This is a genomic window from Bacillus sp. 7894-2, assembly GCF_002272225.1.
Taxonomy (GTDB): domain Bacteria; phylum Bacillota; class Bacilli; order Bacillales; family Cytobacillaceae; genus Cytobacillus.
The window spans coordinates 14,285-37,299 of the sequence record NZ_NPDG01000068.1 but is presented as its reverse complement, the minus strand read 5'-3'; the positions used below and the strand labels follow the sequence as shown (position 1 = coordinate 37,299).

The following is a 23,015-nucleotide window of genomic DNA, read 5'->3' as shown; positions in this document are numbered from 1 at the left end:
ATCCCTCTTTACTGGAATAATGGGCTTTGTTCAAAATTCTTAAGATACTGCTATTATTCCATACTGTAATCTGGAATTGAAATGATCACCTTATTGCTTGAGCTCATCAAGAGTCTTGAATATTCTTAAATACACATCACGAATGGATTCATCGGTCAATTCGTCATTATACAGCCCATACTCCCAAGTTTGGAGGGAATCATTTTCTTCGGATGCCAGAACTCCCACAGCATAGCTTTTGCCAGCCTCCCATTTCCATGAATCACTATATTCTGTGTCTTCACCAATAAACGGGATATGACTGCTTGCCGATACAAAAAAGAACGGAATGGATGACTCTGCATAGGTATCTGCATATTTGGCTTCAGCCGCTTTAGCAAGATTCTTTTCAGTTATGATAACTGCTTCATAAGAGCTTAATTCCTCAGCTCTAAGTTCATCAATAGATAGTTCATTAAACTTCACTTGGTCTGTATCCACTCTTGGCGGGTCTCCAACGACCGCAATCCTTAATGCTTTTCCATCATACGGCTCGAGGTCGGGGGTTTGAGTGCAAGCTGATAGTAAAATGGCCAGGAATAGCAATATAGAAGAAAACTCTCTCGTCATAAGCTTCACCGTACCTTAGAAAAAATAAAAAATAGCCCCTATTATCCCACTCATCATTAGGGCAAAACTCTTTTTAACCTGTCTCTGCCTGAATGTATACACGCATCATGTCACCAGCCCGATGCACACTAATCCGGATCCTATATGCTGAATAATTTTGATCTCTGAAATACTGCCTGTAGTAAACACTTGAAATCCAATGCAGCTGCCTCCAAAAAGCAGGAAAAAGAAAGGATTCTTCAGCTCTTTTTTCACATCCTGCTGTTCTTTTTTGTCCATTTTTTTATAAGCATTTTTAAAGAAGAAAAAGGGAATCACCCATATAAATATGATTAATATTGCCTGGAATAAGAAACATATGAACTCCTCTCGCCATTCTATTAAAATTATACCATATTCTAACAATAACAAAAAAAGCGCCCTCCATTGGATAGGCGCCCTATAAAAATACTTATGATAAATGCTGGATCTTACTTTTAATCGATGTGCGTCCCTTCGCTTCCGGCACTTCTTCAGGATATCCTACACCGAAGATACCGACGACATCGTAATCTTCAGGGACATTTAACGTCAGTCTGGCTTTCGCTGAAGTCCCCAGGGAAGACCAGAAAGTCCCCACGCCTGATTCCCACGCCATCAGCATAAAGTTCTGGATAAAGCAGGATACAGCAGCCATATTCTCTGTTCGCTCCAGAGCCGTTGTTCCATGCTTGGACAGAATCGCGAGCACAACGGGCGCTCCCCCGAAATCGGTTTTATGATTCAGCTTAGCCCTTGTTTCCGGACCAGCAAATAAAACTTCCCAAGGCTCCGTCATTTTATGGTTGGGTGCCATGGTCGCAGCCTCCAGCCAGGACAATATTGCACTATGATCCATTTCATCAGATTTGAACTTTTTTATGTTGCGGCGTGTTGTAATGATTTTCTCTATATCCACTGTGTATTTCCCCTTTTTGTTGATTTACTATATATAATACTAGATTAATTGGATTTCATCTTTGAAAATTATTCGATGACCCCATTCTTAGTTTAAAGCATCCAGAAAAAATCAGTTTTAATAGCTGTGAATAACAAAATTAAAACAAAGACCAGATTAATAATGGTCACCATATAAGCCCTGCGGTTTTCGGCATATTTCCACTCCATAAAAGCCCTGGCGCTTTCTGAAACACCGATAAAGACAAAAAGCAGGAACCATGGTTCTAAAAACCATAGCCATTCCATCGGATCTCTCGTCATGTTATAAATGCCTCCGGCCAGGATGGCTACTAAAAACCCTATTCGAATGGTCCAATCCACCTTTTTATGTTTTTCATTGATATGGTTATAAGAAAAAAATTTCTTTTTCTCGAGCTTCAGCCATTTTCTTAAACCCATTTCGAAGAAGTACATAGATGCTCCGACAATCGTTACTAAGAGCAATAACTTAGGCCAGATCATTGGATCAATGACATACATACCTTTCCCTCCTCCGCCTTTGCACGACCACTGTGTTCTCTTGTCTATTTCTACGGATACAGGAGGAAAAAGTTCCCTTTAACATTTGGATGTTCCAGCTGCAGAAAAAATAAAAGCCGAAGAGGCCCTCTCTTCAGCCTTGTTTCTCCAATTCAAGCAGGGTATGCTTCATTTCAACGCCTCCGCGGTAGCCGGTTATCGCACCATTTTTGCCGATGACACGATGGCATGGGACCGCGATTAACAGGGGATTGGCACCGATTGCTTTCCCTGCTGCCCGGACTGCCTGCGGCCTGTTTATTTTCTCTGCAATGTCTGAATAAGAGACTGTTTTTCCGTAGGGAATCTGTGCTAATGCCTCCCAGACTTCTTCTTGAAACAGAGTTCCCTTTACATCCAGATCCATTGAAAAAACTTGTCTTTTTCCCTGAAGAAATTCCTGTATTTCCATCATGTATGGCTGCAATGCATCTTTATTTTCCGCAAGCACTGCAGCTGGGATATATTTCTTCAGGGAGCTTTCAAATTCCTCAAACTCCGGATCAGATCCAATATAGCAGAGACCCTTTTCTGTTTTCGCAAGATAAAGGCTCCATTCACCTTCCTGCAGGTTCGCCCATTCAATGTTCATTCTTTCTCCCCCCTTGTTTTGTTTCTAAATGCTGCAGGCGTTGTGCCGAACTTCTTTTTAAACAAAGAGATAAAATAAGGGGTGCTGGGGAATCCTGCTGATGCACCGACATCGGCTATCGATTGCTCCCCTGCCTCCAGCAGATGGGTGGCTTTATCGAGCCGGAGGTCCTGAATATACTCTGTGGGCGACTTCCCGGTGACCCGTTTGAACACCCGCTGTAAATGATAAGGACTTCAATGAAACAGATCCCCCAATTGATGCAATGTAATCGGGTCTTTATAATGCTGATCGATCCACCTGGTTATTTGCTTGATCCATTCTTCTGCTGGCAGGCTGAGACCATCCGGTTTACAGCGCTTGCACGGCCTGAAATTTTGCGCCAGTGCTTGAGACACATTTTTAAAAATAGCGACATTGCCGATATTCGGGACCCTCGACCGACACGATGGCCTGCAGAATATCCCTGTCGTTTTAACTCCATAAAGAAAGAGATTATCATAGGATTTGTCGCAATCCTTTATTGCGTTCCAGTATTCTTCTGGAATCTGTTCATAATCCACATGCGCTCACCTCTGCTAAAAAGTATACACAAAAAAGGGGCTATTTCAGCGAAATCCTAAATATAAACGCAAGATAACGTAATCCTGAAGACTTACAATAAAGAAAAGGAGGAATCCATATGAGCTGTCCACCTGTTAACTGGAAAGATGCTGAAAATGGCCTGGTGCTTTTCACTCCGTCTGAATTCAGCTTCTCCGAAAACCTGCGATACTTGTCACGATCAACAAATGAATGCCTTTATGAGATTTCCGGCGAGACAGTTAGACGCGCCATTTCTATCAGAGATGAAAAGCTGCTTCTAGAAATAAGCGGTGGGTCAGATCAGTTCCTGACCGTCAGGATTCATAAGCCTGTCACGCATCAAATGAAAGCGGAGATTGTAGAATATATCCATGATTGGTTTGACCTTGGAGCCAGTCTGACCCCATTTTATGAGATGGCACAAACAGATTCCTTGCTGCAAAAGCCTGCAGAGCAATTTTTCGGGCTTAGAGTGATGGGAATTCCCGATTTATTCGAGGCTCTTGCCTGGGGAATCCTTGGGCAGCAGATTAACCTTACATATGCATATACACTGAAGCGGAGGCTCGTTGAAAAATATGGGGAGTCGCTGGAGTACGGAGGGAGTAAATACTGGCTCTTCCCTGCAGCGGAAACGATTGCCGGGTTAACCATCGAAGATCTGGCCGAACTAAAAATGACGGTGAAAAAATGTGAATATCTCATTGATGTGGCACGCTTAATTGCAAACGGTGAGCTTCTAAAAGAGGATCTGCTTAAAGAAGATGTAAAAACTGCAGAAAAAAGGCTGACCAAAATACGCGGCATCGGCCCCTGGACCGCCCATTATGTCCTCATGCGGTGCCTTCGCTTCCCGAACGCTTTTCCTATCGATGATGTCGGGCTGCATAATGCGATTAAAGTGGTCACAGGATCTGAAAGGAAACCGGCGAGAGAGAAAATCCTGAAATATTCAGCTCGCTGGGAGAATTGGGAAGCGTATGCTACTTTTTATTTGTGGAGAGTATTATATTAAATTATTTTGCACTGTGCCATTGCCGCAAATCAACGTGACGCGGAGTGGCAGATAAAATGTAATTCGGCCGATTTACTTTTGAAAGTGACCGATAAAATAAAAATCCGGGTGCTAGCCTTAACTCTTTGCCCGATATAACTAAACCTGGCCGATTTCAGCACACGATTGACCTATATAAATGATCAAAAACACAGTAAAAGGCCGTCAATTAACGGCCTTTTTACTATTTATTTCAAGTTCAAGCTTGTAAATGAGATCAATCATCCGCGTCCCAATCATCTGGCAGATCACCGCATAAACAATAACCTTCCAGTCCACGACAACCCCTGTTAGCAAAAGCAGACTGCCATTTATGTAAAACAGCGTCCGTCCCGGCGCAGTTCCTCTTGCTTTTGAAATGATTAACGCGAGGATATCCATGCCCCCGGACGAAGCGCCCATCCGGAATAAAATGCCGATGCCAACTCCAAAGACTATTGCTCCAAGCAAAAGATCAAGGAGAACTGGATTCAGCGGTTCCGTTATGTATGGAGCCAGAAAATCAATCGTAACCGAAGTAACGGATACACAAAACAGTGTCCAGATCACACTGCTTTTCCCGAGCCATTTGGCCGCTGCCAGGAGCAGACCCGCATTCAAAACCCACAATGTCACCGAGTAAGGCGTGTCCAACAGATAATTGAATAGAACCGCCAGGCTTGCCGCTCCGCCGGACGGGATAAAATGCGGAAATAAGAAAAAGGTCATCGCGATTCCCTGGATGCCGGCGGCTATTCCTAAAATCAAAGTTTTATAGAGTACGTGCATAACAAAAACTCCTAACTTTTTTCCTCACTCTATCTTATAATATTTTCATAGAAGACGAAACCGCGTGAGGTGAATAGAATGGTCATTCCTTTTGAAACAGATCGGCTTTTGCTCCGGACCATGCAGGCTGATGACCTGGATACAGTTTATGAGATTTGGGGGAGCCCAAAGGTAATGAAATACTGCGGGGGCGCCAGCACAAAAAGCCGAATTCAGCGCTCCATCGATTTTTACCGGCGGCTGCAGATTGAAAAAGGCTACTCGGTATACACTGTTCTGCTAAAAGAAACTTCCGCCCTCATTGGAGTTTGCGGGTTTAACCCGGCTGAAAATGAACACGAAGTCGAGCTCCTCTATCATTTTAATCAGCATTACTGGGGCAAGGGGTATGCTGCTGAAGCCGCGGCTGCATGCGTGGCCGCTTTAAGGAATAGTGGCCTGAACGTGCGAAAAATCTCCGCGGCTGTGGATCCGGCCAACCCTGCATCCGGAAAGGTGCTCGAAAAAATCGGCATGACTGCGGCTGGCATGAAGTGGTTTGAAGATACACAGCAGGAAGAACTCTGTTATGAAATGGAATTTACGTAAAAAGCTTGCAAGCAAGATTTTTTCCTTTCCAGCTAAACTCATCCGCTTTTCAAAGTCCCGAACCGTTTCCCCGGTTCGGGTTTCCTTTTCCCCAAATCTCAAGTTTGTTTCCCCATTTTTATTGGTGGTTTCCTTAATTCAGTCAGACTTTTCCCCAATTAAGCCAGCTGTTTCCCAAATAAAAAACCCGGCACTCACCAAGAGCACCAGGCTTTCCATTAACAAATCGAATCCGTAGATTTCGGGTTCTTCAATCCAAACATCGGGCGGATGAACAGCGCTACACCTGTTCCAAGCATGGCCATGATCGCCCATACCCAGCCGTGCAGGCTAAAGGATGCAATTCCGCCAAAGTAGGCGCCGATGTTACATCCGAATGCAAGACGGGAACCATATCCCATCAGCAGTCCGCCGACAATCGCAGCACCTGCGACACCCGGCTTAATTTTCCCAGGCTTGAATGTTCCCTGCGATGCCGCTGAAATAAAGGCACCCAGGATGATGCCGAAGTTCATAACACTTGTAGAATCAGCAAGAACTGTATTTTTCAATGCCGTTAAATTCGGCTCTGATGCAAAGTAGCCCCATGATGTTACATCGATGCCCATTGCCATCAGCGCTTTTCCGCCCCATAGCGCGAATGCGGAAGTGATGCCCCAAGGCGTTCCGCGGACAGTCAAAGTCAGTGCATTCAGCAAAGCTAATACGATTGCCGCTGCGAACAATGGCCATGAGCCTCGCAGGATTTTTTTCCACCCAGCAGTTGTAGGCAAAGCTTTCATCATTGGTGCTTTGCGCTTTTTCGCAATTTGCAGGGTCACCCAATAGATCAAGGCAAACAACGCAAGCTGCAGAACCAATGCTCCGCCGTACCCGAGTCCAGTTGATGTCGCCAGGGAGATTGGCGGCAATGACGGTGTTTCTTCCATCCAAAATGAGAAGTGGTACGCTCCAATCGTGGAACCAACGATGAAAGAAATCAGTGTCAGGATCATGGAGGATTGCCCTCCGCCTACAGAATACAAAGTACCGGATGCACAGCCATTCCCAAGCTGCATCCCGATTCCAAAAATAAAGGAACCAAACAGGACGCTGACTCCTACAGGAGACACATACCCTTTAGGCTCGATTCCTGTGAAACTGAAGCCTGTGCTTAAAATAATCGCAAATAATGCGGAAGCAACTGCGAGCATCAGCATATGTGCCTGCAGGCCTTGCCCGTTCCCTACGCTTGCAAAGCGCCTGAATGCAGATGTGAAGCCAAAGCGGGCATGAAGCAAGGTCATGCCGAGTGCAATTCCAATAATAAATAGAACTCCCTGTGTCATGTTCGCTGTATTTATAATGGAAATGAACAAAATGATAGCTGCAAGAACACCAGCTGCAACGAAAGGCTTTTGAATCGGATTTAAGTTTGAAACAACTGTTGTTGGTGCTGAAATCCATGATTTATTTTTCATTTCAACTTGAGCCAACCTCATTCACTCCTTTTCTTATCTTTTTAGTCGGATTAAAGTGTTATTTTATACTATATTTTTTTAAAAGTAAATGGTGAATTTTTCTCCAGCCCGAAGATTTCTGATATAATTATATCTTTGGAGAGTCATAATTTTACAGCAGGAAAGGAAAGGATATCAGTGCTTAAGCGGTTTAAATGGCCATCGTGGGCAATATTTTGCATCTTCATTGCAGGCATCTATTATTTCATCATCTCTGGAGCTGACACCAGCCTGCAGGCTTTTTCCAGAACAGAAACCACATCCCCTGAAGCTTTCCCCGGATTAAACCTAGAAACGCGGACAAAGGAAACGAAATCTTATACCCTTGCGATCAGTACACCGATAACTGAAATTGAAACTTTGAACAAACCCATGAAAGAGTGGATTCAGGCTCAGGAAAGGGATTTCCTTGAACTTGTGCAGGCAAACCGGCAGGTGCTGGACAGCGAAGATTTCCGTGCCCATCTTAATATCAAGGCGGATCCGAAAAAAGTTTCCGATACCATGTACACCCTGGTATTTGAAGCTTACCAGTACACCGGCGGCGCCAATGGGCAGGCCGCGGTCAAAACGTTCACGATCGACCTTGCGAATCAGAAAATGGTGCAGCTTGCCGATATCATCCAAATGGATGAGGAGTCCCTGACAAATCTCAGAACGATGGTAAAAAACCAAATTGGCGGGAAAGAAGAGCTCCAGGACTATCTGTTTAATGACCTGCTTGACGAAGCGCTGAAAAATCCGTCGAGCTGGAAATGGTCACTGAGCGGCAAGAATTTCACGCTTTATTTTAACGAATATGAAATTGCGGCAGGCGCAGCCGGAGCGGTCAAGGTGAAAATTCCAATCGAACATATTCGTCCTCTCTTAAAGGATGAAATCATTAGGCAATTGAAGCTTCCTGACATTCAGCTGCCTGAACCGGAAGTCAGTGAACCCGAAACCGCTCCGCTGGATCCAAACGGCAGGTATATTGCCCTTACCTTTGATGATGGGCCGCACCCGAAAGTCACACCGCTTATATTGGATATATTAAAAAAGCATAACGCAAAAGCTACCTTTTATATGCTTGGCAGTCAGGCGCAATTCTATCCTGCCCTCGCAAGCCAGGTGGCTGAAGAAGGCCATGAAATCGGAAATCACAGTGACAGCCATGCGGACCTTTCTTCCCTCGGCGAAATAGATATCCGCAAAGAAATGGAAGAAGCCAGCGCCAAAATCAAGGAAGCAAGCGGACAACTTCCCGCAACCGTCCGCCCGCCTTATGGCGCCATGAATGAAGATGTGAAAAAAATTGCCGGAATGGCCCATACACCGCTTATTCTGTGGTCGGTGGATTCACTTGATTGGAAGACACTTAACGCTTCATCGATTCAAAAAATAGTGAAGGCCAATGCCGTGCCAGGCTCGATTGTCTTAATGCACGATATCCATAGGTCAACTGCTGAAGCACTTCCAGACCTGCTGGCGCACCTGGAAAAAGAGGGCTACGAATTCATTACCGTCTCCGAGCTTCTATCCCTGCAGGAACAGGAAGTGACCGGTACGTTTTTTGGGAAAAGATCATAAGCTAGACGCTCAGGGGTTTTCCTGGGCGTTTTGTTTTACGATCCTGTCCCCTTTTCATAAAACTGAATGGGCCCTCCGCCTGTCTTGACACGTTACTCCACTCACAGGGGCTGGGAGTTGATCGGGTAAGTTCCTATGATATCAGGGCAACAAAAAAAGCCCGGGAGCCTACTCCGGACTTAATTTGTACACGGTTTAAGTTTGTCAGAAACGGTTGTTTTGTTTTGATATTCAAACAATGATCTATCAAATCAAATCCCTATCCGATCATCACCGTGCAATTTGGTTGACTGCTCCGAGCCACACCAAAAATGTAACGAGAACATGTAAATACTAAATACGATTTTCGCAAACGCTCCGACTCCACTCGGCTCATTTGGCAAAAAGAAAAACTATATCTCACTAATATAGTATATCAAACTGTTTCCATTGAAACATAGAAACATTCGACAAAAGCGAATACATTTGGTGTATTAAAAAAGGCTTCCTCAATCACTTTTTCTCCATCCATAGCTGCCTGCACCAGCAACTGAGGTTTGCTTTTCATCTTACCTACTAATTCTTCAGAATCGCCGAATATGTTCCTGTGAAGTTGCAGGATTCCTTTTAAAACATCATCCCCTGGCATTGAATAAAAGATATTTAATTTCATATGTCCCTCCTACTTAGAAAGCTTCCCTTCTCTTCAAATATAGCAGTTTTAGACTACCGCCACCCTCTGCTTTTAGTTTATTACAGGCATCCGGTCTTAGGTCTTCCCTATCATTTTGAATATTTTAAATATTTTATATTTTTAATCCCGAAACAAGATTGTATAATTTACCAGAATGCTAGAATTAAGGGAGGCGAAATAAGTTGAGGCAATTGAAAAAGTCTTTTATCTTCTTTGTTACATTGCTTTTAATGACCATTTCTTCTGCGGCTTATGCAGAAAAGCCGGGTCTTGAAGACTTCCCGGAACCCGCAGATGTGCAGTCCTGGGAGCTTCCTGAGGATATGACCTGGGAAGATTACCGGCCGGTGCCGGGAATTGACTGGCGGACGGCTGATATTGAGCCTGAAAGAGTATTACGGGGAGCACTTGTCATTGTCGATTTTCCTGACCGGGAGTTTATTTTAAGTCAGCCGGAAGGATCTGAAGTGGCAGGCAACCCTATTGGCACCGGCAATATTCCGCGGGATGAAATCGGCCAGTTCTGGGTGGATTTCCTGAACAAGCCGCAGCCGCTGAATAATCATCGGACAATCAATGAATATTGGAGAGAAAATTCATATGGCAAATGGGCTGTTGAACTGGATTCATTCGGAACCTATCGGATGGACCACAATGAATTCCAGTACGGACTGAACGAATTCGGGCAGCAGGTCAATATGCCGGGAGAGTACCGGGCAAAAAATTTAAGAACTGAAGCAATGGAAAAGGCGAAAGCGGATATCGCCGCTTCAGGCAAAAATTACGATTTCACCTTCATCCTGCATGCCGGATATGATGAGTCAGGTATCTGGCAGGAATTTGGGGAAATGATGTTCCAGACGGCAGAAGATGTGGCGAAGGAATTCGGTCCGCCTTTTGAAGGATTTCCGAATTCCGCCAATACCCGCTATGTCCCTTGGACTTCGTGGCTTGCCGCGAAAAGCATCTGGTCCAGTGCAAGCCGGGGCGTTTCCATCCAGGGTGAAAACGATGGAATGGGAACCTTCGCTCATGAATTTGGCCATATTATGAATTTGGGGGATAACTACAACAATCCATATGGAAAGCCTGTTTCCCGCTCCTATTCCGGACCTTGGGAATTAATGAGCCGGGGAAGCTTTAATGGTCCTGCAGGGCCTCATACACGCTGGATGGTCCTCCCTACTCTGGGCGGATCAGCGCCGGCACATCACATGCTCCGGAACAAAATCAAGCAAGGCTTCTTATCGGAAGATCAGTACTTGAACATCAGCCGGGAGGAATTGGCTCAATCCGGACCTGTGTTTACTGATATCCTGGCACGTGCGGTACCGGCCGGTGAAGAGTTTGGCCGCAATGCTCTTCACGGCATCAACATCAACATGGAAGATCTGACGCCAAAAAATTCACTTGAGGACGACTGGCGTGCGGACATGCAGCGCGGGGAAAAATGGTACAACAACTATACGGTGGAAGTGGTGGACCGTGTAGGATTCGACTCCTTCACTCCAGATTCCGGCGTTCTTCTTGCCAAAACCAAAAATACGGAAGCAGCACCAAACATCTGGGTCATCGACTCTCATGCAGAAGACATTAACAAGGTTGACTTTAAACGTCCTGACGGAACAGAAGCTATGTATTCAAAAGGGGATTACAGACAGCTTTCCGATTCCCTCTTCAAAGCAGGCACAGCAGATGGGGTTGTCAGCGAATATAAGGACGAGCATAACCGTCTTCACTTTTACATTTTAAATAAAAAGCTTGATAACGAAGGAGCCCTCTCCTATCGTGTCGCCGTCCGCCATATGGATGAGTCCGGCCCGGCCGCAAGAGGCGTCTCAGCCGAAAACAGCAAAGTCCAATTTGCCGCTCCCGGCAAGGTGGCAGCCTATTCCTTCAAGGTAACCAATACGGGCAATGCTGCAGATCTCATCCGCCTGGATGCCAAGACGGAAGCCGGCTGGGAGCTCATGCTTGAGCATAATGTGATTGAAGTGCAAGCCGGTGAAACAGTGGAAGTTCCAGTTTACGTGAAAATTCAAAAAACCAAGCCTGTACCGACAAAGCTTACATTTACAAGCACCTCCGAAACCGATCCTGCCAAAACGGATACAGTTACAAGACGTGTTGGCCCTGGTGCGGGGAAATAAATGATTAAAAAAGGGACAGGCCCGCCTGTCCCTTTTCATTTGCCTACTCTCTTTCATGCAATTGGTTCTTATAAAACTTTAAAAATCCCACAAACACCATGACAGCACCAACCGTGTTGCACGCTACTCTGATCCAATTGATCATCAGAAACTCCCTTGCGGTCTGTTTCAGAAATTCCACTGAATGAACACTCTGCCCCTCAATAAACATAATTTCATTTCTCGGCCATTCAAATAGCATGGAGACGAGCCCCAGTAGAATCATGACAAGAATACTTCCCAGAACCCAGCGGCGGGCAGATTTTAGTTTCCACACCAGAATCAGCGCCCCAGCCCCAGTGACCCAGCTCGCTAACCCAAGCGGCGGGAAAAACGTATGGGGACTCGCTGCCTCCATAAATTCCATAGAGACATCAAATGATTCCGGCACGTTATGAAAAATATTCGGATACACCATAAATACCTCCAATACAAAAGCCCCCAGCATAATCAAGGTGATCCATAAATATGAAACCATAAAGAAATACGTCAGTTTTTGCTTCATTGCTTTTCCTCCCTCATCTTATGTTTCTTCTTATACTGCCAGGCAGGTACCATTACCGCGAATAAGGCAGCCAGATAAAACGGCAGAAATTTAATCCCCACTGGCTGATCGAATACATAGAAACTGATGATTCCAATTAGATTAGATAAAATAACTCCGGCTGTTAATCCGCCTGCTGCACCAGCCAATATCCAAAGCAGCAGTCCTCTATTTTTTTCTTTGGAGCGAACAGACTCCTGCGGCGTCTTCCATACCTTTCGGACCGCAGCCGCGCCTGCCCCGAGAAACAGTACTCCCGCAACCGGGTGAAACGCTCCAAGCCAGCTGATTTTCCAGCCCATATTGGCAGTGAAATACATGGCAAACAGCAGCAGGAAAACGGCCATCATTTCCTTATAAATCCGTTTAAAAAATCCTCCTGCCAGCGCACTCAGCATCATCAGCACCGGAATGGCATAGCCAAACAAATGCACAAACATTTTATGGGCGGCCCACTTGGACGGATCCCCAAAGATCGACATCCCCGCCAGCAAAAACTGAATCAGCAGGCAGCCCAGGTAAACCAATCCCAATCCTATATAACTATTTTCAGCCAATGTTCTTTTTGGCATTTTCTTCGTCCCCTCTCCTGTTTTCTTTACAAAACCCATTCTAAGCGGGGGTTCTAACAGCACTCTTATCAATTTCTTACAGAATTATTAAATCCGGAAATAGAAAAAGAACGCATAGAAATCTATACGCTCTTACCGTTTAAATCGATAGCCCACGCCCCAAACCGTTTCGATATTGTCCGGTTGGGATGGGTCTTTTTCAATTTTCTCCCTCAGCCTTCTGATATGAACTGTCACGGTTGTGACATCCCCATAGAAATCAAATCCCCACACCTGCTCGAGCAGATGCTCTTTGCTGAACACCTGGTTCGGGGAGGAAGCCATGAACAGCAGCAGGTCGAACTCCTTGGCCGTAAGGGTTTTTTCCTCGTTGTTCACAAATACTTTGCGGGTTACCGGCTGAATCAGCAAATCCCCAATCCTGATGTCCTCGTCCTTGCCGGGGCCGCTGGAAGTCAGCCTGTCATACCGTGCTATATGCGCCTTCACCCTGGCGATCAATTGATTGGGGTTAAAAGGCTTGGCAATATAATCATCCGCTCCCCGGCCCAATCCCCTGATCATATCAATGTCCTCATTTTTTGCCGTCACCATAATAATGGGTATCTCTGAAACCTCCCTGATTTTTTTGCATACTTCATAGCCGTCCATATCAGGAAGCATCAAGTCCAATAGCACCAGCCGATAAGCGTTTGTTTTTAAGCGGTCCAGCCCTTCCTGACCCGTTGCCGCAATATCTGCCTCATACTGGTTCAATTCCAGGTAATCCCGTTCGAGCTCAGCAATACTAAGCTCGTCTTCTATGATTAAGATTTTTTCCAATCATCTTCCCCCCTTTTTTTAACGTAAAAAAGATACTAAGCCCCTGTCCGGCTCCGCCACTTGCCCAAACGGTCCCCCCGTGGCCTTCAATGATTTTTTTTACAATCGCAAGACCCAGCCCGCTGCCGCCTGTGGCAGAATTCCGGGATACATCCGTACGGTAAAAGCGGTCAAATAAATGAGGCAGCTCGTCGTGTGAAACGCCAGCACCATTATCCTGAATTTCAACCGTGACGTCCTCCTCTTTTGACGACAGCCTGACCACTAGTTCTTTCTTGCCTTCCTTCATGTATTTCAAGCTATTCTGCACAATATTGCCAACAACGCGATTCAATTTCTCCCTGTCAGCCTGCACCCGATACGATTCATTCGGCTCGTATTCAAGACGGAGACTAACAGGCTGTCCCTCCAGATTAAACTGAAGCTCCTCGAGGTAATCATCAAAGTAGGACGCTAAATCCAGCTCCCTCAACTCATAAGGAACATTCGGCAAATCAAGCTTGGAATACAATAAAAGCTCCGAGATCAAAGTTTCCATATCATCCGCCTTTTTTTCAATCGTACCCAAATATCGTTCCATCTTTTCCGGCGTATTCGCCACCCCATCTGATATACCGCGGATATAGCCTTTAATGCTCGTTAAAGGGGTTTTTAAATCATGGGAAATGCTCGCAATCAATTCCTTCTGATTTTCTTCATACTGCTTTTGAATGGCTGCCGCTTCCTTCAATCGGCTTCTCATGCTTTCAAACGCCATGGCCAGCTCGTTCAGCTCATCCTTTTTCCCGGTAACCTCTATTTCTGTATCCAGGTTTCCTCCGCTAATATCATTTGCCGACTGCTTCAGCCGGAGAAGCGGAGCAATGATGCTTTTCGAAACAAGGAAAGTCAGGATTCCATTGGTCAAAACCAGCACCCCGACCAGCAAATAAATCCGAATCGACCGGAAAAATTCGAGATCCTTCTGATCCACCGTACCTTTCACAGGATAAAACAGTACATACCCAATGACCATTTCCAGCAGCAAAAATAAAACAACAGGGAGCAGCACCATCCCTATATTCGATAAAATCAATCGTTTTTTAATCGACATCCTGTCACTCCTGCTTTTTTAATAAGACGGAAACCTCTCCAGAATAAATATAAGGTTAAGTTCTAACCGAAACCTTATGCATATATTACAAAACTCTTAACAAAGTTTTATGTGCTTCCTATTATTTACTGTGAAAGCATGGGATTCTGCCCCTCTTGATGGTATGCATGTATAGAAATGACAGGTTCACAAATAATATGAAAAAACACAGAGGTATTGCTATGAAGAGAAAGAGCAACCGACTTAATGACGGCATCGGCACCTCCCATTCAATCCATCAGAATTGGGTTGAAACTTTTTCTGATTCAAATGACTTTGTTCATTATCATACTTCATCAATAGATAATCATCCATTTTGGATAGCCTATTTTCGCACGCTTATATCAGCAGACATTCTGCATAAGGATGTTCTTCCATACATACAGGGCCGCCTTTCCTTAATCGAGCTAAAAGACATCATTCCGATTCAGGAAATGATTATCACCAGCGATTCGGATGAAATCATTCAAAACATGATGAACGGCTACATGGCCATTCAATTACATCCTCATGATGAGGATTGTTTATTAGTGAATATCGCAAACAGTAAATTTCGCGATGTAGGAGTTCCAATATTGGAAGCCTCTGCAATAGGTCCTCAAATTGGGTTTATTGAGGAATTGGATATTAATATTAACCTCATCCGAAAGAGATTGCCTATAGCTGACCTTATCGTAAAGGAAATGACCGTAGGAAATTTATCGAAAACAAAAGTAGCCGTTCTATATGTGAAAGGGATAGCAGATCCGGAGAATATAAACACCGTCATTCAAAGAATTACAGACATACAGTATGAACACATCCAGGATAGTTCCTATATCTCGGCTATGATCGAGGACAATTCCAATTCTTTGTTTCCCCAATCTATTTCAACAGAAAGATCAGACAGGGTGGCAGCGGGGCTTACAGAGGGAAAGGTTATCATTGCCGTTGATGGGTCACCCAATCTGATAATCCTGCCCGTCACGTTTATGGAATCCTTTATTGCAATGGAGGATTATAATTATTCATGGATTATCAGTAATTTCTTCCGTTTATTGCGCTTTGCTTCCTTATTTATTTCAGCATTTGTCACTCCTATGTATGTGGCGATCATGACCTATCATTACGAATTAATTCCAGCTCGTCTGCTGGAGCCGCTTGTTGGATCAAGAGCAACAGTTCCCTTCCCCCCTTTTCTGGAAGCATTGTTTTTAGCGCTAATGATCGAAATGGTAAAGGAGGCAGGGATCCGATTACCGCTAAAAATTGGGCAATCGTTGGGTGTCGTAGGCGGTATTGTCATCGGCCAGGCAGTGGTGGAAGCCGGATTAACCAGCAATGTGCTGCTGATTATCGTGGGGCTTGGAACATTGGCTTCCTACACATCCCCCGTGTATAAATTCAGCAATACCATCCGCTTTATTAAGTTTCCGATCATTTTTTTAGCCGCTTGGCTCGGCCTATTGGGCGTATACCTTAGCTTAATTTATATATTGATACACATACTAAGGCTGACGTCACTTGGACGGCCATATATAAGCAATTATCCTATGCGGAGAACCGCATTTCAGGACTTATGGATCAGACTCCCTTTTTCCATGCAAAAAGATAACCCCCAAAATTTAAGGCCGCAAAAAAAGAAAAAGTTTTCAGGAAACCAAAAGAATCCTGAGCCATTGAATGATTTTTACGAATAATGATATAGGGTGATTCGTTTGAAAGTGAACATAAGGCACCAGGTCTCCCCTTATTTAGTCTTTTTCATCATTTACAACTCACAGGTGGGTGTGGGGATTTTAAGTTTTCAAAGAACAATTGCAGAAAAAGCGGGATATGATGCATGGATAGGTGTCCTCGCCGCAGGATGTTTGGTTCAGGTCTTTATTTGGGTTATGTATAAATTGCTTGGAAAAGCACAAGGGGATATCATCGATGTTCACACAGCTTCCTTCGGCAATTTCCTTGGAAAATTCCTAAGCTTCTTCATCATCAGCTATTATGCTTTAGCAAGTGTGTCTGTAATGCTTAAATTCATAGAAATTATCCAGGTTTGGATGTTTCCAGCCATACCTTCCTGGATTATTTCCATGTTGATTCTAATACTTGTATATTATTGCATTTCCGGAGGATTTCGCGTTGTTGTCGGCTTGTCATTTTTATCTTTTCTTTTCCCGCAGCTATGGGTCTTAGTCCTCTATATATTTCCATTGAAGCTTGCTCATTTTTCCAATTTGGTTCCCATCATGAATCACTCCGTTATGGACATGCTGGACTCTGTTAAGAGCTCGGTGTACACCCTAGCAGGAACAGAGACACTATTAATGGTTTATCCATTTATCCGGAATCCTGATAAATCCAGAAAGTTTGCTCATCTGGGTGTGCTTTTTACTACATTGCTCTATGCCCTCTCTTCTATTGTGTCTTTCACCTTTTATAGTGAAAACCAGTTAAAAACCACCATTTGGCCTGAGCTTTCACTTACTAAAGTCATTAAGTTTTCTTATTTGGAGCGCTTTGAATATTTATATATCTCTATGTATTCAATGGTTGTCACCGCATTGATTTCGCTGTTGTTATGGTGTTCAAGCAGGGGGTTAAAGAAAATCTTTCATGTGAAGCAAAAGTATGCTTTATGGGGCCTTATTTTATTCAGTGCAGGGTTGAGTCTAATAAATAATGAGCATTTTAATGAGATGCTGGATAAATATATTACGCAGATGAATTTGTACGTCTTTTACGTCTATATCCCTCTGCTTCTGATTTATTTCACTTTGTTTAAAAGGGGGCATCAAGGTGGGTAGCCGCTCAGTATTATCGATCTTCTTCATCCTTTTCCTATCCGGGTGTTCCCTGCTCCCAACCCGTATTGTCAATGAGGTCGGGATGATACAGGGTGTGGGCTATGATTTGGCCGATGAAGGAGAGATTGAAGGGACCGTTGCCTATCCAGTCTTTAAGAAAGAAGGTTCAACAACCGAAGTCAAATCAGCATCCGGATATTCCAGCAAGGAAATAAGGGAAAAATTAAATAATGAAACACAGCTTCGTTTAGTCAGCGGACAGCTCAGGCTGGCTCTTTATGGGAAGTCACTGGCAGAAAGCGGGATCAATGATTTTATCGATACCTTAAACCGGGATCCCTTTATCGGAAGCATCGTTCAATTGGCGATTGTGGACGGGGAAACGAAAGAGCTAATGAACCTGAATAAATATCAGAGTGAGAATATTGCCATTTACCTCCAGGAAATGCTGGATCAAAACATGGAGTTCGGAACGCTTCCAAAAACCAATCTGCAAACTTTTTTATTTCAATTATTTCAGACAGGTCAAGATGCATACTTACCTTTATTAAAAAATGTGAATGGTACCATCAGAATAACTGGTTTAGCGGTTTTTAAAGATGATAGCTTTATTGCTTCCATTCCAAGGGAAGACATATTTATGTTCAAAACATTGCTTAAAAAGAACAAAAACAATGGTACGCAGGCGTTTGTGCTGGAAAATGGGGATAAGGTGGTACTGGAAACCCTTTATTCAAATCCTAAATATAAAATAAATATGGTTCAGGGAAAGCCGGAGTTTTCCATTCACCTAAAAATGAAAACAAAACTTCAGGAATATTCTTCATCTGAGAAAAAAAGACAGACTTTCGATAGTAAGAAATATCAGGATAAAGTAGAGAAGGAACTAGAAAAAAAAGCTCTTACTTTCATAAATAGGCTTAAAGAGGAGCAGGTTGATCCTCTAGGGCTGGGAGCAAAATTCAGGGAGCATGACCGTGCCTTTGATGAACAACAATGGAAGATGCATTACCCAAATGTCAAAGTGTCCATAAAAGCCGATGTGGAAATAGAGCAGACTGGAACAATCAATTAACTGGATCAAAAAAAGCTGCCTGATCAGCAGCTGATTATGAAGGCTTTTGTGCCCAAGTGGTACGAAACTTGAACATCGAAATGATCATGACTGAAGATAAGATAATGGCTCCGCCGTCCGGCAGGATCCCTAACACGCCATAAACGTCATTAACTGCTGTCCACATTGATGAAGGAATCATAATAGGACCAGTGGCTTGCGTGACATTAACGATTAAGATGATACACCATAATATTTTTGAGCGGCTATTTAAAGCCAATATACCTAACGCATTTCCAGCAATGTATAAACACCCGACAATCCTAAAACCAAATGTGAATTCGATTGCTTCACCAGCAGGATCCGCTACTCCCGCCATTTGCATCATGGTTTCAATAAGTGTCGGATTTATAATAATAAAATTGTGAATGGCTGTCCCCATGGTAAAAAGAATGGAACATAAAAAAATGGTCATTTGCAGCTTTTGGGTTGCAGCTGAATCTGTTAATTGATGTTTCACTTGTGGCATTTATCTTCATCCTCTTCCTGACTCTTTATATATCAAATGTAACATGGTCCATTTATAGTATCGTGAGCCTCCGGTTCAATTTTTATCTAAGTCTTGGGATTTAGTCTATCGCAGGAAATGGACCAGAAGCTGTTCCTTAATAAAAGCCCTTTTGTTCTAGAAAAAAAAAATCCGCCAATCAGACAGCCAATATTCGCACTTTTTTTGTCACCCATAGAAAAAAGCCTTTCTCAGCGAAAGGCTTCTCTAATCTGCAAAGTATGGCCTATTAGAATCATTACCCTCTATGTTTTATCAGAAATAGGTGAGAAAGTGGGACAGAGGGACAGGTGTAATGTCCCTCCCTAGTTCGGACTCACCCACGAGATTTTCGCTTTTTGTGTCTGAAGCTCCTCCAGCCCAATGGTAAAAAGCATCAAAAAAAGTGCACAGATTCATTCTGCACACCAGCTCCCCGCCTTACACCAACCCTATTTATTTTTGCCTTCCATTTTAAAAAGGATCTGATCCAGCTTTTCTTCCATTCGCTTTAACCTGTCGTTTCTTCTCTTGAAAATAAAAAAGAAGATGACGAGAATTCCAGGAATGGCCAATAAAAAGGCAAAAGCTGAAATATAAAATCTCCGGCATTCCATCCGGCCAGAGCCAATGTGAACAAATTCATGATGGCTCCCCTTTCCGGGATGACATGGTTAAGGTATATAGCTGCCTGAGGGATACTACTAGAGCAAAAACAGCCAAAGCATTGGTTACGGAAAAGAAATCTATGTCCGTCAACATGTTTCTGATCATTAATAATATTGCTATGACAGAAATGATAATGGCCGAATAAAAATCAAACCTGCTGCTATTTTCTTTCAAAACCGGCTCCACCCCTTTTTGTAAGTTTACGATTTTGCAGGAGAGAAAGTTTCATGTTCAGCCATAAAAAGGGACAGGTTCATTTTCCCCCATCCCTCTGGGACAGTTGACCTGTCCCGTTGTCCCACTTGCACTATTTCTCTTTCAACATTGAATACTTACGATAAGCTTTATAGAAACTGATGCAGAAGAACACAGCCATAAAGAGTGGAAGCAGCCTTAAAAGGACAAATGGAGCTCAAATAAAAAGGCTTTCCAAAATAAGGAACCTTCCATACTCCAAAGACCTTCTGCTAAATACAAGCCTGAATCCTTATAAATCATATAAGAAAAAAACAATAACAGTAACCCTAAACCAGATGAATAACCCATCAGCCTTTTATAATAATGACTCTCTGATTGGCGATCCGAGAAGATTTGGCTTTGTCCATCATCCTCTTTTTGCCAATATCGAATTCCGCCAAGCCATGGCCCATCTATATAAGCCCAGCCAAAATCTTCATATAATCCTTTGTAACCTTCAAATTTTTTCTTTGAAAAATAATCCTGATAATCGAGCCGCATCACATATTTCTTGTCTGTTTTTTCGAAAGTGTATATGCCCAAACCGCTAATATTTGTGCAGCGATAGCCTTTTTGCAATTGTTCGTTCAGCCAGTGCTCCTCTTTTTCAATATCAAAAAACATCTTAAATCTTTTCATTCGATTCACTTCCTTCGTACAGGGATAAAATATGCAGCAGCCTGTTTTGTTCGACTTTCAAAATTTTGCTTCCTTCCGCAGTTATCATATAAACTTTTCTCCGGCCTGACTCTCCAACAGGTTCGATCCAGCCATGCTTATTCAAGTTCTCAATCGCACCGTATAATGTACCAGCTGCTAAAATAACAGTGCCATTACTTATCTCTTCTATCTTCTGCATCACGGCATAGCCATGGAGCGGCTCACGCAGAGCCAATAAAATGTAATGCATGGTTTCAGACAACGGTAATAATTTATGTTTCATATTCCCACCCTCTATTCAGTTCAGCTATATAGTTCAACTTAATAACAAGATAATACAGTTTAACTGAATAGTCAACAACCATTTCATCTTAGTCAAAGGAACTTTAAGTAACTATTTAAAAAAGCCGCTTTCCTTACGTAAGGGAAAGCGACTTTTGGTGTAGTTTATTCATTTAAATGGCCCCATTGTTGAACACAAGTTAAACCTTGTATCTGCCAACTTGCTCTCGCTGGTGAAAGAAGAATAAATGGCAAAAATACATCAATCTCTATCAGCAGCCATTGGAGGCTGTTCAAACCATCCTTTTTCAAGCATGATCTTTGCAGCACTCTGGACAAAATGTGAATTTTTCATTGTTGCCTTCAAATAAACCATCCCTACATCTCGCCGGCCATTGACCGCCACTGAATTTCCGAAGGCTCTAAGTTTTATTGAAAACATATCCATCTTATGGAAAATCATGATTTTATCAGAAAAAGGCGAGAAAGTGGAATTGGTTATTAAGTCATCCAGATAAGGTGGAGAAGGCAAATCTTCATCATGCAGTTTTTGCCTATAACTTTCAATATTTGTTGTGGTAATTTCTTTTCCCTTCTCAAACAATTTGCGTATCTTTTCATCCTTTGCCACTTGGGCAAATGCCAAAATGAGCGCTTTACTTGTCACATTATTTTCAATATTATCGTAAAAATGGGCGATTTCCATTGCATGCAAAGGGCGTTTATCTCCAAGGTAGCCGGTTAAAAAATCTTTATGCACAAATTCCGCTTTCTCAGGAACTGGAATGATTGGGGGTTTAATGATCAGCCCTTTATGTATTAATATATCTTTGATTTGCTCCATTAAGTCCATGGTGCTATCCATGCAATGCCTAAAAAATTCCTTTACGTCCTTTCTGTACATAAGAGGGATAGCAATACTATAGATACTCAATCCGGCTTTAGCCGCATACTTTAAATAGTGGACGTAAAATTCATCCATAAACAGTCTGGGAGCACCTAAATTTACATCCTCTTCCGTAAAACCTTTAGGGATGGGAAACCCCTCTTTCTTGAAAATATCTTTAATGGTCTCCAAAAATTCTTCTGACAGCTGCAGGGCATTTTCCAATAAGCTTTTAATGTCTTTATCTTCAACATGCTCCAGAAAATACTTTAAAAAACATGATGCCATGCTGTTTCCCATATATGTGGCCCATAGCTTGCCCATTTCTGCTGATGTTAATTGTTCCGAGCTATTCGGATTATGAGAACTTAATTTAATGAGTTTAATTTTTTTCATGACAATCCCTTCTTTTTTACTTACTATCTCCTTTCTTTAAATTCGTATACTTTAAATTTTGTCATAATTAAAGCTGCTATTTTGGGATGATAGGGTTAGATGTCAAGCAAAAGACAAATTCAATGGGAACAATGATTCGGGTTAAATGAAACTTATTTCAAGGGGAAACCGTACAAATAGTTATAAGCAAAAAGGGGCTGGAAACATTGTTTGAATATAAGTTCGTTAAAATAGAGTTTAAAATACTGTCTGGTAAACCTAAAGAAGATTACCGAGAAGTAATTCAAAGTCATGCAGAAAAAGGATGGCGTTTTATTCAAGTATTCTCTCCTGACTTTGTAACTTCAGGGGTTGCGGCAGGTACTTATTATGAATTAATTTTTGAAAAACCTTTGGAGAAGATGAAAAAGTAACCCGATTTCACACACTTAACTAACTCAGCACTAGATTTTAGAAAATAAATTAAAAATGAATGGAGGATTCCAATATGACAAGTACCACTCTATTATTAATAGCTTTGGCATCTATAGTTATATGGATATCATTATCCATAGAGCTAATGAAGCCTTCAAATGAGCAGAATAGCCGAAAAATAGTTATTTTAACAGCTGCAGGTTCTGTATCAACTTTAGTTCTAACCATTCCACTTCTTCAAAATATCTTTTTTTAGGAAAAAGGAAAGTTAGTATGTACACTTCAAATGGAAACCGCTGTCCATGTCTCAATAAGCCTCAACTTATATAAGAAAAGGGAGCTGCCGATCCCCACTGGATTAACAACTCCCCGCTTACTTATGGAATAGTATCTT

At 42.8% G+C, this 23,015-nt stretch carries 26 protein-coding genes and 2 pseudogenes; 9 read left to right on the top strand and 19 right to left on the bottom strand.

All coding sequences use genetic code 11. The features are described from left to right. Nucleotides 1-90: 90 nt before the first annotated feature. The 6 genes and pseudogenes from CHI10_RS10405 to CHI10_RS10380 form a co-directional block, all read right to left on the bottom strand. Nucleotides 91-609 carry a hypothetical protein gene (locus CHI10_RS10405; protein WP_286137294.1) on the bottom strand — a complete coding sequence of 173 codons (519 nt, stop codon included), beginning with the start codon at nt 607-609 and terminating at the stop codon, nt 91-93. A gap of 105 nt (nt 610-714) precedes the next feature. Continuing rightward, nucleotides 715-1,020: a hypothetical protein gene (locus CHI10_RS10400; RefSeq protein WP_286137293.1), complete on the bottom strand. Its 306-nt coding sequence runs from the start codon at nt 1,018-1,020 to the stop codon at nt 715-717. 40 nt (nt 1,021-1,060) lie between these two features. Beyond that, nucleotides 1,061-1,546 carry a nitroreductase family protein gene (locus CHI10_RS10395; RefSeq protein ID WP_095244221.1) on the bottom strand — a complete coding sequence of 162 codons (486 nt, stop codon included), beginning with the start codon at nt 1,544-1,546 and terminating at the stop codon, nt 1,061-1,063. Nucleotides 1,547-1,638: 92 nt separating this feature from the next. Then, complete coding sequence (locus CHI10_RS10390) at nt 1,639-2,067, bottom strand: DUF4181 domain-containing protein (RefSeq protein WP_095244220.1); 429 nt, start codon at nt 2,065-2,067, stop codon at nt 1,639-1,641. A 133-nt stretch (nt 2,068-2,200) separates the two neighbouring features. Next, nucleotides 2,201-2,698: a methylated-DNA--[protein]-cysteine S-methyltransferase gene (locus tag CHI10_RS10385; RefSeq protein WP_095244219.1), complete on the bottom strand. Its 498-nt coding sequence runs from the start codon at nt 2,696-2,698 to the stop codon at nt 2,201-2,203. Beyond that, nucleotides 2,695-3,261 (bottom strand): annotated as a pseudogene (locus CHI10_RS10380) (bifunctional transcriptional activator/DNA repair enzyme AdaA). Before CHI10_RS10380 ends, CHI10_RS10385 begins: the two are co-directional and overlap by 4 nt. Before the next feature lie 119 nt (nt 3,262-3,380). Between CHI10_RS10380 and CHI10_RS10375 the strand changes: the two are divergent. Beyond that, a complete protein-coding gene (locus CHI10_RS10375; protein ID WP_095244218.1) occupies nt 3,381-4,298 on the top strand; it encodes a DNA-3-methyladenine glycosylase family protein in 918 nt (305 codons plus the stop codon). Between the two features lie 204 nt (nt 4,299-4,502). Here the strand turns inward: CHI10_RS10375 and CHI10_RS10370 are convergent, their stop codons facing one another. Next, complete coding sequence (locus tag CHI10_RS10370; RefSeq protein WP_095244217.1) at nt 4,503-5,105, bottom strand: YitT family protein; 603 nt, start codon at nt 5,103-5,105, stop codon at nt 4,503-4,505. Nucleotides 5,106-5,183: 78 nt separating this feature from the next. Between CHI10_RS10370 and CHI10_RS10365 the strand changes: the two genes are divergently transcribed. Then, nucleotides 5,184-5,693, top strand: a complete 510-nt coding sequence (locus CHI10_RS10365; RefSeq protein WP_095244216.1) for a GNAT family N-acetyltransferase — start codon at nt 5,184-5,186, stop codon at nt 5,691-5,693. Nucleotides 5,694-5,911: 218 nt separating this feature from the next. Here CHI10_RS10365 and CHI10_RS10355 read toward each other — a convergent pair whose 3' ends face one another. Beyond that, nucleotides 5,912-7,174: a YeeE/YedE family protein gene (locus CHI10_RS10355; protein WP_286137291.1), complete on the bottom strand. Its 1,263-nt coding sequence runs from the start codon at nt 7,172-7,174 to the stop codon at nt 5,912-5,914. A gap of 156 nt (nt 7,175-7,330) precedes the next feature. Here CHI10_RS10355 and CHI10_RS10350 point away from each other — a divergent pair, with 156 nt between their 5' ends. Further along, entirely contained in the window at nt 7,331-8,761 is a 1,431-nt protein-coding gene (locus tag CHI10_RS10350; protein ID WP_095244213.1) for a polysaccharide deacetylase family protein, read from the top strand. A 415-nt stretch (nt 8,762-9,176) separates the two neighbouring features. Here the strand turns inward: CHI10_RS10350 and CHI10_RS22320 are convergent, their stop codons facing one another. Next, nucleotides 9,177-9,413, bottom strand: a complete 237-nt coding sequence (locus tag CHI10_RS22320; protein WP_179289003.1) for a hypothetical protein — start codon at nt 9,411-9,413, stop codon at nt 9,177-9,179. Nucleotides 9,414-9,616: 203 nt separating this feature from the next. Between CHI10_RS22320 and CHI10_RS10340 the strand changes: the two genes are divergently transcribed. Continuing rightward, on the top strand, nt 9,617-11,584 hold the full coding sequence (locus CHI10_RS10340; protein WP_095244212.1) for a M6 family metalloprotease domain-containing protein: 1,968 nt from the start codon (nt 9,617-9,619) through the stop codon (nt 11,582-11,584). 43 nt (nt 11,585-11,627) lie between these two features. Here the strand turns inward: CHI10_RS10340 and CHI10_RS10335 are convergent, their stop codons facing one another. The 4 genes from CHI10_RS10335 to CHI10_RS10320 all read right to left on the bottom strand — a co-directional run bounded on the left by CHI10_RS10335 (nt 11,628) and on the right by CHI10_RS10320 (nt 14,654). Then, nucleotides 11,628-12,128: an anthrone oxygenase family protein gene (locus tag CHI10_RS10335; RefSeq protein WP_095244211.1), complete on the bottom strand. Its 501-nt coding sequence runs from the start codon at nt 12,126-12,128 to the stop codon at nt 11,628-11,630. Next, nucleotides 12,125-12,739 carry a DUF5957 family protein gene (locus CHI10_RS10330; protein ID WP_286137290.1) on the bottom strand — a complete coding sequence of 205 codons (615 nt, stop codon included), beginning with the start codon at nt 12,737-12,739 and terminating at the stop codon, nt 12,125-12,127. Before CHI10_RS10330 ends, CHI10_RS10335 begins: the two co-directional genes overlap by 4 nt. A gap of 132 nt (nt 12,740-12,871) precedes the next feature. After that, complete coding sequence (locus tag CHI10_RS10325; RefSeq protein ID WP_095244209.1) at nt 12,872-13,561, bottom strand: response regulator transcription factor; 690 nt, start codon at nt 13,559-13,561, stop codon at nt 12,872-12,874. Next, nucleotides 13,527-14,654: a sensor histidine kinase gene (locus tag CHI10_RS10320; RefSeq protein ID WP_142301771.1), complete on the bottom strand. Its 1,128-nt coding sequence runs from the start codon at nt 14,652-14,654 to the stop codon at nt 13,527-13,529. Before CHI10_RS10320 ends, CHI10_RS10325 begins: the two co-directional genes overlap by 35 nt. Before the next feature lie 221 nt (nt 14,655-14,875). Here CHI10_RS10320 and CHI10_RS10315 point away from each other — a divergent pair, with 221 nt between their 5' ends. From CHI10_RS10315 to CHI10_RS10305, 3 genes are read left to right on the top strand one after another with little or no spacing between them, the layout of a single operon-like run. Beyond that, nucleotides 14,876-16,372: a spore germination protein gene (locus tag CHI10_RS10315; protein ID WP_179289002.1), complete on the top strand. Its 1,497-nt coding sequence runs from the start codon at nt 14,876-14,878 to the stop codon at nt 16,370-16,372. A 24-nt stretch (nt 16,373-16,396) separates the two neighbouring features. Further along, nucleotides 16,397-17,476 carry a GerAB/ArcD/ProY family transporter gene (locus CHI10_RS10310; RefSeq protein WP_286137298.1) on the top strand — a complete coding sequence of 360 codons (1,080 nt, stop codon included), beginning with the start codon at nt 16,397-16,399 and terminating at the stop codon, nt 17,474-17,476. Next, nucleotides 17,469-18,551 (top strand): Ger(x)C family spore germination protein, encoded by a 1,083-nt coding sequence (locus CHI10_RS10305; protein ID WP_179289000.1) that lies wholly within the window; start codon nt 17,469-17,471, stop codon nt 18,549-18,551. The genes CHI10_RS10310 and CHI10_RS10305 overlap by 8 nt, the downstream gene beginning before the upstream one ends. A 34-nt stretch (nt 18,552-18,585) precedes the next feature. On the opposite strand, the gene CHI10_RS10300 is transcribed toward CHI10_RS10305, so the two are convergent. The 6 genes and pseudogenes from CHI10_RS10300 to CHI10_RS10275 all read right to left on the bottom strand — a co-directional run bounded on the left by CHI10_RS10300 (nt 18,586) and on the right by CHI10_RS10275 (nt 22,207). Next, the gene (locus CHI10_RS10300; protein WP_095244205.1) at nt 18,586-19,059 is read right to left on the bottom strand and encodes a hypothetical protein; all 474 of its coding nucleotides are present in this window, start codon (nt 19,057-19,059) and stop codon (nt 18,586-18,588) included. 529 nt (nt 19,060-19,588) lie between these two features. After that, on the bottom strand, nt 19,589-19,723 hold the full coding sequence (locus tag CHI10_RS10295; RefSeq protein WP_286137289.1) for a hypothetical protein: 135 nt from the start codon (nt 19,721-19,723) through the stop codon (nt 19,589-19,591). Next, nucleotides 19,720-19,920, bottom strand: a complete 201-nt coding sequence (locus CHI10_RS10290) for a hypothetical protein (RefSeq protein ID WP_095244204.1) — start codon at nt 19,918-19,920, stop codon at nt 19,720-19,722. The genes CHI10_RS10295 and CHI10_RS10290 overlap by 4 nt, the downstream gene beginning before the upstream one ends. Before the next feature lie 133 nt (nt 19,921-20,053). Further along, nucleotides 20,054-20,622 (bottom strand): annotated as a pseudogene (locus CHI10_RS10285) (DUF2812 domain-containing protein). Next, nucleotides 20,609-20,926 (bottom strand): PadR family transcriptional regulator, encoded by a 318-nt coding sequence (locus CHI10_RS10280; RefSeq protein WP_095244203.1) that lies wholly within the window; start codon nt 20,924-20,926, stop codon nt 20,609-20,611. The pseudogene CHI10_RS10285 and the gene CHI10_RS10280 overlap by 14 nt, the downstream one beginning before the upstream one ends. Before the next feature lie 261 nt (nt 20,927-21,187). Beyond that, nucleotides 21,188-22,207, bottom strand: coding sequence for a DUF3231 family protein (locus CHI10_RS10275; RefSeq protein WP_095244202.1), 1,020 nt, complete (start codon nt 22,205-22,207; stop codon nt 21,188-21,190). Nucleotides 22,208-22,413: 206 nt separating this feature from the next. Between CHI10_RS10275 and CHI10_RS10270 the strand changes: the two genes are divergently transcribed. Together CHI10_RS10270 and CHI10_RS10265 are read left to right on the top strand one after the other, a co-directional pair. Continuing rightward, nucleotides 22,414-22,620: a DUF4177 domain-containing protein gene (locus CHI10_RS10270; protein ID WP_095244201.1), complete on the top strand. Its 207-nt coding sequence runs from the start codon at nt 22,414-22,416 to the stop codon at nt 22,618-22,620. Between the two features lie 74 nt (nt 22,621-22,694). Next, nucleotides 22,695-22,877, top strand: a complete 183-nt coding sequence (locus CHI10_RS10265; protein ID WP_095244200.1) for a hypothetical protein — start codon at nt 22,695-22,697, stop codon at nt 22,875-22,877. Nucleotides 22,878-23,015: the final 138 nt, after the last annotated feature.